This window comes from Streptomyces sennicomposti (assembly GCF_019890635.1).
In the GTDB taxonomy this organism is placed as follows: Bacteria; Actinomycetota; Actinomycetes; order Streptomycetales; family Streptomycetaceae; genus Streptomyces; species Streptomyces sennicomposti.
This window is the reverse complement of the sequence record NZ_JAIOAB010000097.1, coordinates 1-14312: the sequence shown is the minus strand read 5'-3', so window position 1 is coordinate 14312 and position 14312 is coordinate 1. Positions and strand designations below refer to the sequence as shown.

General features: G+C 68.6%; 14 protein-coding genes. 11 read left to right on the top strand and 3 right to left on the bottom strand.

What is annotated here, in order from left to right; genetic code table 11:
- Both K7787_RS30485 and K7787_RS30480 read left to right on the top strand, forming a co-directional pair.
- On the top strand, positions 1–1030 hold a 1030-nt coding region (locus tag K7787_RS30485), incomplete at its 5' end, for an outer membrane protein assembly factor BamB family protein (RefSeq protein ID WP_223003623.1).
- 196 nt (positions 1031–1226) lie between these two features.
- A complete protein-coding gene (locus tag K7787_RS30480; RefSeq protein ID WP_027758815.1) occupies positions 1227–1895 on the top strand; it encodes a response regulator transcription factor in 669 nt (222 codons plus the stop codon).
- Between the two features lie 141 nt (positions 1896–2036).
- Here the strand turns inward: K7787_RS30480 and K7787_RS30475 are convergent, their stop codons facing one another.
- Positions 2037–2363 (bottom strand): hypothetical protein, encoded by a 327-nt coding sequence (locus K7787_RS30475; protein ID WP_009189071.1) that lies wholly within the window; start codon positions 2361–2363, stop codon positions 2037–2039.
- Between the two features lie 21 nt (positions 2364–2384).
- Complete coding sequence (locus tag K7787_RS30470; protein WP_223003622.1) at positions 2385–4076, bottom strand: sodium:solute symporter family protein; 1692 nt, start codon at positions 4074–4076, stop codon at positions 2385–2387.
- 288 nt (positions 4077–4364) lie between these two features.
- Between K7787_RS30470 and galT the strand changes: the two genes are divergently transcribed.
- Genes galT through galK form a run of 3 tightly spaced genes read left to right on the top strand, consistent with a single transcriptional unit; the run spans position 4365 to position 7626 of the window.
- Entirely contained in the window at positions 4365–5426 is a 1062-nt protein-coding gene (gene galT, locus K7787_RS30465) for a galactose-1-phosphate uridylyltransferase (protein WP_223003621.1), read from the top strand.
- Complete coding sequence (gene galE, locus K7787_RS30460; protein WP_009189068.1) at positions 5423–6391, top strand: UDP-glucose 4-epimerase GalE; 969 nt, start codon at positions 5423–5425, stop codon at positions 6389–6391. The genes galT and galE overlap by 4 nt, the downstream gene beginning before the upstream one ends.
- Entirely contained in the window at positions 6391–7626 is a 1236-nt protein-coding gene (galK, locus tag K7787_RS30455) for a galactokinase (RefSeq protein WP_223003620.1), read from the top strand. The genes galE and galK overlap by 1 nt, the downstream gene beginning before the upstream one ends.
- Positions 7627–7961: 335 nt before the next feature.
- Here galK and K7787_RS30450 read toward each other — a convergent pair whose 3' ends face one another.
- Entirely contained in the window at positions 7962–8594 is a 633-nt protein-coding gene (locus tag K7787_RS30450) for an ALF repeat-containing protein (protein WP_164387681.1), read from the bottom strand.
- A 319-nt stretch (positions 8595–8913) separates the two neighbouring features.
- Here K7787_RS30450 and K7787_RS30445 point away from each other — a divergent pair, with 319 nt between their 5' ends.
- From K7787_RS30445 to K7787_RS30420, 6 genes are all read left to right on the top strand, one after another.
- Positions 8914–9603 (top strand): adenosylcobinamide amidohydrolase, encoded by a 690-nt coding sequence (locus K7787_RS30445; protein ID WP_223003619.1) that lies wholly within the window; start codon positions 8914–8916, stop codon positions 9601–9603.
- A gap of 120 nt (positions 9604–9723) precedes the next feature.
- The gene (locus K7787_RS30440; protein WP_223003624.1) at positions 9724–10326 is read left to right on the top strand and encodes a Uma2 family endonuclease; all 603 of its coding nucleotides are present in this window, start codon (positions 9724–9726) and stop codon (positions 10324–10326) included.
- 311 nt (positions 10327–10637) lie between these two features.
- Positions 10638–10943, top strand: a complete 306-nt coding sequence (locus K7787_RS30435) for a hypothetical protein (RefSeq protein ID WP_223003618.1) — start codon at positions 10638–10640, stop codon at positions 10941–10943.
- 143 nt (positions 10944–11086) lie between these two features.
- Positions 11087–11533, top strand: coding sequence for a hypothetical protein (locus tag K7787_RS30430; protein WP_043260932.1), 447 nt, complete (start codon positions 11087–11089; stop codon positions 11531–11533).
- A gap of 4 nt (positions 11534–11537) precedes the next feature.
- Positions 11538–13715: a hypothetical protein gene (locus tag K7787_RS30425; RefSeq protein WP_223003617.1), complete on the top strand. Its 2178-nt coding sequence runs from the start codon at positions 11538–11540 to the stop codon at positions 13713–13715.
- On the top strand, positions 13715–14312 hold a 598-nt coding region (locus tag K7787_RS30420; RefSeq protein WP_223003616.1), incomplete at its 3' end, for a hypothetical protein. The genes K7787_RS30425 and K7787_RS30420, both read left to right, overlap by 1 nt.

Below are 14312 nucleotides of genomic sequence, written 5' to 3'. Positions count from 1 at the left end.
CCACAAGACGGCGATCCTGTACGAGCCGGCCATGCCGACCAAGGCGAAGCCCTTCCACGGCTGCAGCCAGATCGCGGCGATCGACCTCGACGCTGGCAAGAAGCTGTGGACGCAGACGGTCAAGTCCGGTGACGAACTGATCAGTTTCGACAACGTCACCCTCAGCGGGAACACCGTCGCCGTGGGCAGCACCAACGGCGGCGCGGCCCTCTCGCTCGCCGACGGCAAGGTCCTGTGGAGCCCCAAGACCGGCGACACCTGCTACGACATCGGCTACGGCGGCGGCGACAAGCTGGTCGCGGTGCGCGAGTGCGGTCAGTACGGCAGCGGTCGACTGCTCATCCAGACCCTCGACCCGACGTCCGGGAAGGTGGCGTCCGAGTACAAGATGGCCCCCGGCATCGAGTACGCGAGCGTCATCTCCACGAACCCGCTCGTGGTCGGCGCGAGTCCCGGCGACTCCGACGAGGGCCAGGGCATCTCGGACCTGTTCAGCATCGACAACAAGACGGGGGCGCTGCGCGCCAGGATCCCCGTGCCTCCGGAGCAGTCCGCGGCCAGGTGCGAAGGGGTCGAACGGCTGGAGGAGTGCACCGACATCGTCGTCGGCAACGGCAAGGTCTACGTGGCCACCCCGGAGCACGACGTGGGCGGCGACGTCATCGCCAAGACCAACGAAGTCGTCGCCTTCGATCTGGCCACCGGCAAGGCGACCGGGCAGCGCGCCGACGCGGGCGCGGGCTACACGCTCCATCCGCTGCGCATGGACGGCGGGAACATCGTGGCTTACAACGAACCCGCCATCCGCAAGAGCGGCCAGGTCGTCAGCATCGACGGCACGACCTTCAAGAGCACCGTCCTGCTGCAGACCGCGTCGGGTTACGAGGCCCGCGAATTCCTGGTCAGCTTCCCGGTGCAGTACGGCGAGGTGCTCTTCCAGAACGGTCGGCTGTACTTGTCCCAGCGCTACCTCTCCGAGGACGAGGGTGCTACCGAGCGCGCCCTGGCGGCGGCCTACGGCGCGGGCTGAGCCCGGCGCGCCGGAAAGTGCGCCGATCCGGGGCACTTTCCGCCGGTAGGGGCAGCGCCGGGTCACACGAGCGTGTAGTTTCCCGGAGCATCGGTGTGCGACGGGCGGGAGAGCCGGGGGGCCTCCCGCCCGTTCGGGCCGGTGCGGCACGGACGGGCCCGCGCGGGTGTCGGCTGGGGGACTGGGGGGTTGCTCGATGGGAGTGCGGCTCATGGTGGTCGACGACCACCGACTGCTCGCCGAGGCGCTGGCCTCGGCGCTGAAGCTGCGGGGACACCGGGTGCTGGCCGCGGCGGCGCCGGCCGCGGGCGCGGCGGAGCTGGTGATCAGCCGTGCGCCGGAGGTGTGCCTGCTGGGCACCGCGGCGCCGGCCGAACCGGGCGCCTTCGACCCGGTCGCGCGGATCAGACGGGAACGCCCGCAGGTGGCCGTGGTGGTCCTCGGCCCCGTGCCCTCCCCGCGCGGCATCGCGGCCGCCTTCGCGGCGGGGGCCTGCGGCTATGTACGCCACGACGAGCGGATCGAGGGCGTGGAGCGGGCGATCATGAAGGCCCGGGCGGGCGAGGCCGCGATCGCCCCCGGTCTGCTTCAGGGGGCCTTCGCCGAGCTGCTCAACCCGGCCGCCGAACCGGACGACGAGGGCCGCAGACTGCTGCGGCTGCTCACCCCGCGCGAGGTGGAGGTGCTGGTCAGGGTCGCCGAGGGCGAGGACACCCGGGTGATCGCCGCGGGCATGGGCATAGCCCCCAGCACGGCCCGCACCCACGTGCAACGGGTCCTGATGAAACTGGGCGTCGGCTCCCGCCTCGAAGCGGCGGCCCTGGCAGCCCGCACCGGCCTCCTGGACCAGGCCCCCCACCCCTGAGACGCCCCCGGTGACGCCGGTGCGCCCGGCCGCGCCCCGCCGGACGGCACCCCGCGGCGCCCGGACGGCACCCTGCGGCGCCCGGACGGCACCCCGCGGCGCCGGGTGCCGTCCCACCACGCGTCCCCGCGGAGCGTGCCCTCACTCGGACTTCGGTGCCTCCGGCGTCTGGATCGGCCGCAGCTTCAGCCACACCAGGAAGAACACCCCGAGGACCAGCATCCCGATCCCGGTCCACAGGTTGATGTTCACCCCCTGCGCCTTGTCGATCGCCGCCTGCGAGTCGGTGATCCCCGTGATCGTCACGATGACCCCGTACAGCACGAACAACCCGCCGATGATGCGCCGCAGATCGAAGATCCGCGCGGCCGTCGCCGACTTCCCCTCCAGCTCGGTGACTTCCCGCTGGACATCCTGCTCGGAGTAACCGGAACGCTCGGACCGTCCGGAGTTCTCAGCCTGTGACATGGTCTCTCAATCCTCCTGCGGTCAGAACGAGAACGGGATGTAGCAGACGGCGGCGAGGACGACGGCGCCCCACCCGAGCAGCGCCGGCCGGCGGTACCAGGCCTCGTCGCCGGGCGCCGGCGCCTCCGCCATGCCCGGCGAGGTGGTGCCGTACACCAGCCCCCGCAGCTCCTCGGCCGCCTTCGGCTTGGTGAACAGCGACACCCCCACCATGACGACCGCGCCCGCGACGAACCCGGCGATCGCGGAGACGAAGTTGGCGCCCTGGTCGCTGGGGATGTCCACGATCCCCTTCTTGTAGAGGACGAAGTAGTTCACCATCGCGGCGGTCGTGCCGGCGAGCAGCCCCCAGAAGCCGGATTTCTTCGACGCCCGCTTCCAGAACATGCCGACGATGAAGACGACGAACATCGGCACGTTGAAGAAGGAGAACAGCGTCTGGAGGTAGCTCATGATGTTCGAGAACGACGACGCCAGGAACGCCGTCCCCACCGAGGCCAGCACGCCGACCGCGGTGATCAGCCGCCCGAACCGCACGTAGTACGTGTCCTCGCGGTCCTTGACGATGTACTTCGCCCAGATGTCGGTGGTGAACACGGTGTTGAACGAGGACACGTTGGCCGCCATGCCGGCCATGAACGCGGCGAGCAGACCGGTCACCGCGATGCCGAGCACGCCGTTGGGCAGCAGCTCCTGCATCAGGTAGGGGATCGCGTCGTTGTACTGGAGCCCGGAGGCGGAGGTGCCGATGTCGGGCACCAGCGCGGCGGCGACCAGACCCGGGATCATCACCAGGAAGACGATGAAGATCTTCGGGAACGCGGCGATCAGCGGGGTGCGCTGCGCGGCGGACAGGTTCTTCGCGGACAGCGCCCGCTGCACCTCGGCGAAGTTGGTCGTCCAGTAGCCGAAGGACAGCACGAAGCCGAGACCGAGCACGATGGTCAGCCAGTTCGCGCCGAGCGGGTTGGCGTGGCCGATGCCGGTGCCGCCCCAGGCGCTGGTGAAGTTCTCGCCGTGCTGCGCGGTCAGCTTGTGGGTCAGGCCGTCCCAGCCGCCGACCTTCTTCAGGCTGAGCACGACGATCGGGATGAGCGCCGCGAGGATCACGAAGAACTGCAGCACCTCGTTGTAGATCGCCGACGACAGTCCGCCGAGGGTGATGTAGGCGAGGACGAAGAAGCCCGCGACCACGATCGCCACCCACTGCGGCCAGCCCAGCAGCGCCTCGACGACGATCGCGAGGGCGTAGAGGTTGACGCCCGCGATCAGGATCGCCGCGAAGGCGAACAGGATCGAGCTGAGCAGATGCGCGCCCTTGTCGAAGCGCAGCAGCAGGAACTCGGGGACCGAGCGCACCTTGGAGCCGTAGTAGAAGGGCATCATCACCAGGCCGAGGAAGACCATGGCCGGGATGGCGCCGATCCAGTACCAGTGCACGGTGTACGCGCCGTACTGGGCGCTGTTGGCGGCCATGCCGAGGATCTCGGTGGCGGCCAGGTTGGCCGAGATGAACGCCAGACCGGTGATCCAGGCGGGCAGCGAGCGCCCGGAGAGGAAGAAGTCGAGGCTGGTCTTGACCGAGCGGCGGGCGGCGAAACCGATACCGAGGACCACGGCGAAGTAGATGCCGAGGATCGCGTAGTCGAGGCCGTTGGTGGGCAGCCGTAGCTCCGCTGCCAGGTACGCGGGTGCGTATGTGGGGGTTTGCATGAGAACTCGCTTCGTCGCGCGAACTGATCCAGCGTGGAACCTACGCCTCCGCGTTCATAAAATGAACACTTTTGTTGGTTGTCTTTGTTTGATTGTGATGTAGCGCTGAAGTGACCTTTCGCCACACCAGCGGTCACTCGGGCGCTGTGGCATCGCGAAGGCTTCGGTGATTGGTTGTGATGTGTTATGTTGGATTGTGTTGAGTGATTCGGTTGATGGGTTGAGCGGGTGCGGCGGCCCGGACGCGGACCGGTCGGGCGTCCGCGTGGACCAGTAGGGAGTCCGGCAGTGAAGAAGACCTCGACCCGGCTGGCCGACGGCCGTGAGCTGATCTACTACGACCTCGGTGACGACACCGTGCGCGACGCCGTCGACCGGCGCCCGCTGGAGCCGACCGTCACCACCTCCGAGATCCGCCCCGACGTGCTGCTCGGCGACGCGGTCGCCGTGGCCTCGCACCGCCAGGGCCGCACCTACCACCCGCCGGCCGACGAGTGCCCCCTGTGCCCGACGCGCGGCGAGCGCCTGACCGAGATCCCCGACGAGTCGTACGACGTGGTGGTCTTCGAGAACCGCTTCCCGTCGCTGGCCGGCGACTCGGGCCGCTGCGAGGTCGTCTGCTTCACCTCCGACCACGACGCGTCCTTCGCCGATCTGACCGAGGAACAGGCGCGGCTGGTCCTCCAGGCGTGGACCGACCGGACGTCGGAGCTGTCGCATCTGCCCTCCGTCGAGCAGGTGTTCTGTTTCGAGAATCGCGGCGCCGAGATCGGCGTGACCCTGGGTCACCCCCACGGCCAGATCTACGCCTACCCCTTCACCACCCCGCGCACCGCGCGGATGCTGACCTCGCTCGCCGCCCACAAGGAGGCGTCCGGCGGCGAGAACCTTTTCGACGCCGTGCTGGAACGGGAACTCGCCGGTGAGCGGGTCGTCCTGGAGAGCGAGCACTGGGCGGCCTTCGTGCCGTACGCCGCGCACTGGCCCTACGAGGTGCACCTCTACCCCAAACGCCGGGTCCCCGACCTGCTCGCGCTGGACGAGGCGGCGCGCACAGAATTCCCCCAGGTGTATCTGGAACTCTTGAGGCGCTTCGACCGGATCTTCGGCGACGGCGAGCCGCCGACCCCGTACATCGCCGCCTGGCACCAGGCGCCGTTCGGCGCGCTGGCCAAGTTCGAGGGTGTGGTCCGCGAGGACTTCGCGCTCCACCTCGAGCTTTTCACCATCCGCCGCACTTCCGGCAAGCTGAAGTTCCTCGCGGGCTCCGAGTCCGGCATGAACGTCTTCATCAACGACGTGCCGCCGGAGCGCGCGGCCGAGCGATTGCGAGAGGTAGCGAGTTCATGAGCGGGAAGTACCTGGTGACGGGCGGCGCGGGCTATGTCGGCAGCGTGGTCGCCCAGCATCTGCTGGAGGCGGGTCACGAGGTCACCGTCCTCGACAACCTCTCGACGGGCTTCAGCGAGGGCGTGCCGGCCGGCGCCGCCTTCGTCGAGGGCGACATCCGCGACGCCGCCAAGTGGCTGGACGCCTCCTACGACGCGGTGCTGCACTTCGCCGCGTTCTCCCAGGTCGGCGAGTCGGTGGTGAAGCCGGAGAAGTACTGGGACAACAACGTCGGCGGCACCATGGCGCTGCTCGCCGCGATGCGCGAGGCCGGCGTGCGCAGGCTGGTCTTCTCCTCCACGGCGGCCACCTACGGCGAGCCGGTCAGCACCCCGATCACCGAGACCGACCCGACCGCCCCGACCTCCCCCTACGGCGCGTCCAAGCTGGCCGTCGACCACATGATCACCGGCGAGGCGGCGGCGCACGGCCTGGGCGCGGTCTCGCTGCGCTACTTCAACGTGGCCGGGGCGTACGGCGCGTACGGCGAGCGGCACCAGCCCGAGTCGCACCTCATCCCGCTCGTCCTCCAGGTCGCGCAGGGCCGCCGGGACGCGATCTCCGTCTACGGCGACGACTACCCGACCCCGGACGGCACCTGCGTCCGCGACTACATCCACGTCGCCGACCTGGCCGAGGCGCATCTGCTGGCGCTGAAGGCCGCCGCCCCGGGCGAGCACCTGATCTGCAACCTCGGCAACGGCAGCGGCTTCTCGGTGCGCGAGGTGATCGAGACCGTGCGGCAGGTCACCGGCCACCCGATCCCCGAGGTCACCGCCCCGCGCCGGGCCGGCGACCCGGCGGTCCTGGTGGCCTCCGCGGCCGCCGCCCGCGACAAGCTCGGCTGGACCCCGTCCCGCGCGGATCTCGCGGGCATCGTCGCGGACGCCTGGGAGTTCGCGCAGACCGTCACGAAGGAGCAGTAGTGGGGGCAGAAGAGGTCCGGAAGCCCGAAGAGGGCCACAAGGCCCCAGAGGGTCACGAGGGCGGAGAGGCCAAGGAGGTCCAGGAGGTCCGGGAGGTCGGGAACGGCTTCACCGCGCTCTACGGCGCCGGACCCGACGGCGTCTGGGCGGCGCCGGGCCGCGTCAACCTCATCGGCGAGCACACCGACTACAACGACGGCTTCGTGATGCCGTTCGCGCTGCCGCACCACACGGTCGCGGCGGTGTCCCGCCGGGACGACGGCGTACTGCGGCTGCACTCGGCGGACGTGCCGGGCGGCCCGGTCGAACTGCGGGTGGCCGACCTGGCCCCCGCCTCCGACCGGGAGTGGACGGCGTACCCGGCGGGCGTGGTGTGGGCGCTGCGCGAGGCGGGCCACGAGGTGACGGGCGCGGACGTGCACCTGACCTCGACGGTGCCGTCCGGGGCGGGCCTGTCCTCCTCGGCCGCGCTGGAGGTCGTGGTCGCCCTGGCCCTCAACGACCTCTACGGCCTCGGCCTGAAGGGCTGGCAGCTGGCCCGTCTGTGCCAGCGCGCCGAGAACGTCTACGTCGGCGCGCCGACCGGCATCATGGACCAGACCGCCTCGGCCTGCTGCACCGCCGGCCACGCGCTGTTCCTGGACACCCGCGACCTGTCCCAGCGCCAGATCCCCTTCGACCTGGCCGCCGAGGGCATGCGCCTCCTCGTCGTCGACACCCGCGTCAAGCACGCCCACAGCGACGGCGAGTACGGCAAGCGCCGCGCCGGCTGCGAGAAGGGCGCGGCGCTGCTGGGCGTGGACGCGCTGCGCGACGTGCCCCACGCCGAGCTGGACGCGGCGCTGGAACGGCTCGGCGACGAGCCGGAGGTGTGGCGCCTGGTCCGCCACATCGTCACGGAGAACGAGCGGGTCGAACGGGTCGTGTCCCTCCTGGAGTCGGGCCGGACCCGCGCGATCGGCCCGGTCCTCACCGAGGGCCACGCCTCCCTGCGCGACGACTTCCGCATCTCCTGCCCGGAACTGGACCTGGCCGTCGACACCGCGCTGTCCGCCGGCGCCCTGGGCGCCCGCATGACGGGCGGCGGCTTCGGCGGCTCGGCGATCGTCCTCGCGGAGGAGCCGGACGTCCCGTCGCTCACGAAGTCCCTCGAAGAGGCCTTCACCACCGCGTCCTTCACCCCGCCCCGCATCTTCGAGGCGGTGCCGTCGGCGGGGGCGCGGCGGGTGGGGTGAGACGCCCTCCGGGGACCTGGGACGTCCCGGCGCCGTGAGGACCCACGGCGCCGGGACGTCTTCGGCTACTCGTCCCCACGCCGCGCACTCCTCGGACGGACGCGGCGGGGCGCGGTGCCAGACTCCGCGACGCCCGGCCTGATCCAAAACGAGCGGCCCTAGGCCGTGTCGTCAAATTCCCGCCGTCCGCCCGGAGGGCGCGCTCTGCGGCGTCAGGTGCGTGCTCTCGGCGTGCCGGATCCTGACCCTCGTACTGGACGTACTCGGGTCTGGGTCCGGTGCGGCGAGAGTGCGTGCATGGCGTCGCGGAGCAGGCGGGAATTTGACGACACGGCCTAGCGGTCCGCCTCGTACTGGCCGACCTCCAGGAAGTGGCGCAGCGCCTCCGGGGAGCCGTCGTCCAGGGCCTGCGACGCCGCCGCGCGCAGGGCGGGGCTGATGCCGGGTTTGGCGAGGATGGTGAAGATGGCGACGCGGTCGTCCTCGGCCTGGGCGAGGCGGTAGCCGGTGGTGAGGAAGGTGCGCAGGGCTTCGGGGGTGTCGTCGTCCAGGGCTTTCCCGGCCTCGCGGTGGACGGCCTTGCCGCTCTCGGGTTTGGCGAGGATGGTGAAGATCGCGACGCGGTCGTCCTCGGCCTGGGCGAGGCGGTAACCCGTCTTGAGGAAGGTGCGCAGGTCCTCGACCGTGCCGTCCAGTGCCTTGTTCGCCTCGCGGCGGACGCCCTTGCCGGAGTCCGGGGCGGCCAGGATGCGCAGGACCGCGATACGGAGGTCCTCCTCCGACATCGTGTCGTACGGCGAGGACGGCTCCGACGCGTCCGCCGCGTTCGAAGCGGCCGCAGCGTTCGAGGTGGCCGACGCGGTGGCGGCCGGCGCCGTGGCCGCGGCGGCGAGAGCCGGGGATGTCAGGAGCAGCGCCGGAGCCAGTGCGATCGCGGCCGCGGTCAGCGCCGTACGGGTCGGTCTCATGGGCATGGAAGTCCCCCTTGATGTCGAGAAGTCGTCGGACGCGGTCCGCACCGGCCGGCCGCGCACGACGGGACCGCGCGCGGCGGTGTTCCGAACGGGCGGCCCGCCGGTGCGCTCATCCTGCCCGGGGGCGGTGCCGACGTGCACTGCCCGGACCCCGCAGTGTTCACCGCCCTTTCGTTGCCGACAGGCCACCACCGACTCGCCGCCGCCGCAAGGGGGTTGGGGGCGCAACCCCGCCCGGGCGCCCCGGCGCACGAGGAACGCGGCGACCGCTCGCATACGATCAGCCGGTCCCCCACCGAAGGAGCCCCGTCCGGTGACCGCCGCCCTCCCCGCCTCCGCCACGACCGCCGGCCCGCGTTCCGCCCGGCTGCTGACCCGCTCGGAGGACGGCGAACGACTGCACGCGCTGCTGTGGGAGGCCGGGCCGGGATGGCGGATGATCAGCAGCGCGGTGCTCGGCGGCGGGATCGGCGAGCGGCGCTGGGTGCTCAACGCCCAGGTCGCCCACGGCTACCGGCGCACCGACCCCGACCGGCACCTCGCCGAACTGGCCGCCGGGGCCGGTGCGGTGGGACCGGGGGTGGGGCTGATGACGGCGGCCGACGTCACCCGGCACGGCCGGGCGGAGGACGCCGGCGCGCAGGCGGTGGCCACGGCGGGCATCAGCGTACGAGGCTGGGCCGCCGCCCCGGCGGAGCACACCGAGGGCACGGTGGTGCCCGTACAGCCCGGCACGATCAACATCGTCGCCGCCCTGCCCGTGGCGCTGACGGACGCCGCCCTGGTCAACGCGGTCGCCACCGCCACGGAGGCCAAGGTCCAGGCCCTGCTCGACGCGGGCCACGACTGCTCCGGCACCCCCACGGACGCCGTCTGCGTCGCCGCCCGCGTCCCCGCCCCCGGCACCGACCTCCACGCCTTCGCCGGCCCCCGCTCCCTCTGGGGCGCCCGCCTCGCCCGAGCCGTCCACAGAGCAGTGACCACAGCCCTCCCGGCCTGCTGAACTCCGCACCGCGTCCGGTGTCACACCACTGGCCCACCGGTCACCCATTGTGATGACGTGCGCCGATCTCGGCGGCTACCGTGGACAGGCAGGCCGAAGATACCGCCCATGGGAGGAATCATGACCGCCGAGCCGACCGCCGAGCCCGGCTTCCGCCGGCCGGTTCCGCCCCGGGACGGATACACCGTGGACGACCTGTTCACGGTGCCCGACCTCCCGCCGCACACCGAGCTGATCGACGGGAGCCTGGCCTTCGCGAGCCCACAGCGGTACTTCCACAGCATCGTCATCGACCTGCTGGTGGCCGGTCTGCGACGTACGGCTCCACCGAAGCTGAAGGTCGTCCGGGAGATGACAGTCGTCTTGGACCGCCGTAACGGACCGGAGCCCGACATCAGCGTGGTCCGGGCAGAGGCGATCACGGGTCGGGACCAGACCCGCTTCGATGTCGCCGATGTGCTGCTGGCCGTGGAGGTCGTCTCGCCGGATTCCGAGGCCCGCGACCACGACACCAAGCCGCACAAGTACGCCGCCGCGGGCATCCCGCACTTCTGGCTGGTCGAGATGAGCGGCTCCGACCACCACCCCGTGGTCCGCACCTACGAACTCGACCCGCTGACCAAGGCGTACAGCCTTACCGGCACCCACCGCGACCGGCTCAAGGCCGACGTGCCGTACGACATGGACGTCGACATCACCCCCGAGGCACTCGACGCGCTCTGAGGGCCTGCCGTCCACAGGTGAGGCAACGCGCCGGTGCCTGCGGGCACCTGGTGAGCGCTGGGTAAGGTGCGTGCCCGGCACCTCGCCGCCTGGTTCGGGTACGCCCAACTCTTCACCAAGGGACTCGAACGCCTCCCCGCCACGGTCTGCGACGACACCGTCCCCCGGGACATGGTGATCCGGGTCCTGCCGGAGGCACGGGCGGCGGATGAACGGGGCGACTCCCTCGGCGCTGGTGACGGCTTCGAGTTCTACTGCACTGTCACCACCAGCGCGGCACCCGACGGATCGCGCAGGTCTCCGCCGTCGGGGTGGAAGCCGTCACCGAAGTCGACTCCGAGGGCGGTGAATCGGGGGTGTACGTCCCCTGCGCGCCTCCCGGTGTCCCTCCCGAGTACGCCTCCGAGGACTACGCGATCGTCACCGACGTGTACGCGCACACCTACGAGCGCAGCGGTGACACCGGGGACGGACAGCACGTCGAGGTCACGGACACGGCGCTGCACCAGGCCCTGACCGACATGGCCTACCGACTCACCGGGCATGCCTACGAACCGGCCGAGTGCAAGGCGCCCCGCGCCTTCCCCGAGGAACTGCCCCGCTACAAAATCCGCTGATCAGGAGGGGGACTTCCCAGGTTCACGTGCCAAAGCGCTCAGTAGTCAACGAGCTAGGCTCAGCAGGCCACTTGGGCAGTGCCGATAATGTATGTGGTGCGTCGCTCTGTCTGGCGGTGCGGTGTCGAACACGGGGGCTATACATGGCATGGGACGAGTGGGAACAGCTGAAGGCGCAGGCAGCCTCGCGTCATTCCACGCGGATGCAACTGAACCACATTCCGAACGATCCGGGGGAGGGAGTCGGCCAGGGAGACCTCGTAGCCGGCCACAAGGACCTTGAAGCGGTCGGCAAGGCAGCCCATGACCTCTTCAACCACTTCACGGACTACAGCGGGCATGCGCGTGTGGCCTCGGAGGCGGCCGCAGGAGGACTCAAAGGTGAGGGCTTCGCTCTGGGAGGTGCACTGGAGCACGTGACGCAGCGCTGGAGCGAGCAGACGAAGACGCTGCTCGATGCCTGCGCCCACATCTCCAACCACCTTCGGTTCACCCAGAACCAGCACGCTGCCGACGAGTCCTACATCGCAGGTGCGGTCAGCAGCATCGCGACCCTTGACAAGGGTTTCGACGACCGAAAGGACCACTGACGCGATGGACCTCGACGCACTGCGCCACGGCAACTTCTCCAAGCTCGGTGAAGCGGTCACCGACTGGGAGCAGATGACGAAGAAGCTCGCGGACCTGAAAAAGGATGCCGAGGGAAACCTCAAGGCGAAGGCTGACAAGGCGAAATGGGCGGGTGTCAACGCCGGCGTCAGCCGCGAGTTCATCGCGAAGACGGCCGCCGAGTTCGCGGACGCGCATACTCAAGCCGACTCGATCGCTAAGATTCTCAGTGACACACGCGACGAACTCATCAGCTACCGAACCCAGTTGAACGACGCCATCAGGCGGGCAGCTGAGCAACACCTGACCGTGGTCGATACAGGTAATGGCGGGTTCACCGTTGCTGGGAACACCCGACCTGACTGGGCGTCCGACCCCAGCGGCAAGACTGGCGTGACCGACCAGAAAGTGGTGGATGCCTTCTGCAAGGAGATCCAGGGCATTCTGACCAAGGCCACCCAGAGCGACAACACTGCCGCGCAAGCCCTGAAGCTCATCGTGGACCAGGCCAAGTACGGCTTTTCCGATGCCTCGTACGCGGACCGCGACGAAGCCGCCAAGGCCGTCGCTGCTGCCGAGAAGCTGGCGGAGATGGCAAAGAAGCCGGACGCAATGTCCCTGGACGACATCGCCGCGTTCAACCGCACGATGTCGGAGTACCACGACGACCCCCTGTTCGCAGAGCAGTTCGCAAAGCGTCTGGGAGCCAAGGGCACGCTCCAGTTCTGGACCGAGATGACCCAAACCCACGCGGGGGCCAAGGGCTCGGAATTGGAAACGATGAAGGACCTGCAGAAGAATTTGAGCCTGACCCTGGCTACGGCGTCGTTCTCGGATTCGGACGGCATGCGGGACTGGAAGAAGGACCTGATCGCCGAGCGCAACACCAACTTCCGTTCCTCGGGCTCGTCCAACCCGATCGGTGCTCTCGGCTCCCAGGTGATCAGCAGTCTCATGCACCAAGGCCAGTTCGACACCGAGTTCCTCGACGACTACCGGGAGAAGCTGTTCAAAGCGGACAAGGCGGCGGGAAACTCCGGCACCCATGACCTATGGGTCAAGGGCTACGACTCCCTGGACCTCGACTTCGGTGACGACAACGGCCGGGATCCGCTCAAGGGGTTGTTCGACGGGCTCTCCCACAACCCAGAGGCGGCTGAGCACGCCTTCAAGTCCGAAGAGGACCTGACCCACATGCTCGGCACGACCAGATACACGGACAGAGGAGAATCCCTCGGGCGCGCTCTGGAGAGCGCGGTCACCGGAGTCGCGGTCGGCGACATGTCCTCGATCGCGCCGCCGCACAGCACGACACAGGTCGCAATCATGGCAAACATCATGCATGCGGTGGCTGAGCCCGGCGGTTACGCGGACATTCCACATAAGGGCTTGGGTGAAAGCTTCGGTAACATGGCGGCTGCCTACATGCCGGAGATAAGCCAGGGTTTGGCCGGGAGTAAGTCGGGATCTATTTTCCTGACGGGCAGCGAAGCGCCTGGTGCTTTCGTAGGCGACGGTGTCCGTGATGTGGTGAGGTTTCTTTCCTTGACTTCTGCGGACCCCGCGGGAAGGGCAGGGATTATCTATGGTGAAAGCATCTACACTGGCGGCCTCCTTGACGCGCACCTTTCCGACCCATCTTTCTTCGATGGTACTCGCGATCAGGTTCTCGGGCATATCGGGAAAAATGCGGGCATTATCGAGGGTATTGTCGCTCATTCCGTTGCCGACGGTGAAGTAAAAGGTTTCGTTGACGGCGAGAAAGACTTCAATGAGGGATTGAAGCAAAAAGGTGACTTCGCCAAGATTTGGGTCCAGATCGCCTTCTCGGGGTTGGAGGTTCCTGAGCATCTGGGCGGCAAAATCATGGGATCGGCTGTCGGAGGGCTGGGCGGCGCCGTCGCCGCTGCGGCTGTTGACCGCCTGATGGATGGCCAGCAGATGGACGGGGCCAAAGACACGGGGCTGTATGTGAGTGCCAGGGATCTCTATGCAATGCGAGATTCCGTCAGCCTGCAGACGCAGTTGTCGACTGAAGATGCTATTGCTCGGCACCATGTGGATCTGCCGAAGGATGGAACCGATGGGATCATGCGCGACGCTGTCAATGAAGGCTGGGATGCCAGTAGTGAACTTTTGAGTAACGTGAAGGAGCGGACCTGATGGAGGGGGCGCAGGGGTCGCGCAGAGTTTCACCTTCCCGGCGCGACATAAGAGTGATCTTGCTCATCCTGGTGGTTCTCGGGGCTTTCTCTGGGGCTGGATTGGCATATTTTAATAAAGGTCTCTATCTACTCCCTGCGAAAATGTGTGACGGCACGCTTGAGCGCGACACGGTGAAGCAGGTGCTGCCACGTGCGCGATCTGCTGACACTGGGTCCAGTGATCGAAGCGCCGAGCATGGTCGCACATTCTCGTGCTATGTCACCACGAGCAATCATTCGAGCCTCTCCGGAGGGGCGCAGGTTCAGTCGACGTCAAGAGAGAAATGGATCGAATTTTATCGCGGTTCCAGGGGGAGCGGGGAAATAATCCGCGTGACTTCCGGTGACATTCAAGCCGTGACTCAAATGGATTCGAGTGCCGGAACATCATCGGTATACATACCCTGCGCTCTGCCTGGTGTTCCCTCCGCCGATGCTTCCCAGTCATACGCGGTCGTCGGTGAAGCCCGGGTTTATGGCCGCGCCAAAGCATCGGGTGTACCGCTGCGCCAGGCCTTGACCGACTTCGCCTACCAGCTCACCCGGCACGCCTACG

Bases quoted from the DNA above. Each gene is read 5' to 3' on its own strand.
- K7787_RS30480 (WP_027758815.1), top strand. From the start codon at position 1,227: ATGGGAGTGCGGCTCATGGTGGTCGACGACCACCGACTGCTCGCCGAG.
- K7787_RS30425 (WP_223003617.1), top strand. From the start codon at position 11,538: ATGGACCTCGACGCACTGCGCCACGGCAACTTCTCCAAGCTCGGTGAA.
- galE (WP_009189068.1), top strand. From the start codon at position 5,423: ATGAGCGGGAAGTACCTGGTGACGGGCGGCGCGGGCTATGTCGGCAGC.
- K7787_RS30450 (WP_164387681.1), bottom strand. From the start codon at position 8,594: ATGAGACCGACCCGTACGGCGCTGACCGCGGCCGCGATCGCACTGGCT.
- K7787_RS30430 (WP_043260932.1), top strand. From the start codon at position 11,087: ATGGCATGGGACGAGTGGGAACAGCTGAAGGCGCAGGCAGCCTCGCGT.
- K7787_RS30475 (WP_009189071.1), bottom strand. From the start codon at position 2,363: ATGTCACAGGCTGAGAACTCCGGACGGTCCGAGCGTTCCGGTTACTCC.
- K7787_RS30440 (WP_223003624.1), top strand. From the start codon at position 9,724: ATGACCGCCGAGCCGACCGCCGAGCCCGGCTTCCGCCGGCCGGTTCCG.
- K7787_RS30470 (WP_223003622.1), bottom strand. From the start codon at position 4,076: ATGCAAACCCCCACATACGCACCCGCGTACCTGGCAGCGGAGCTACGG.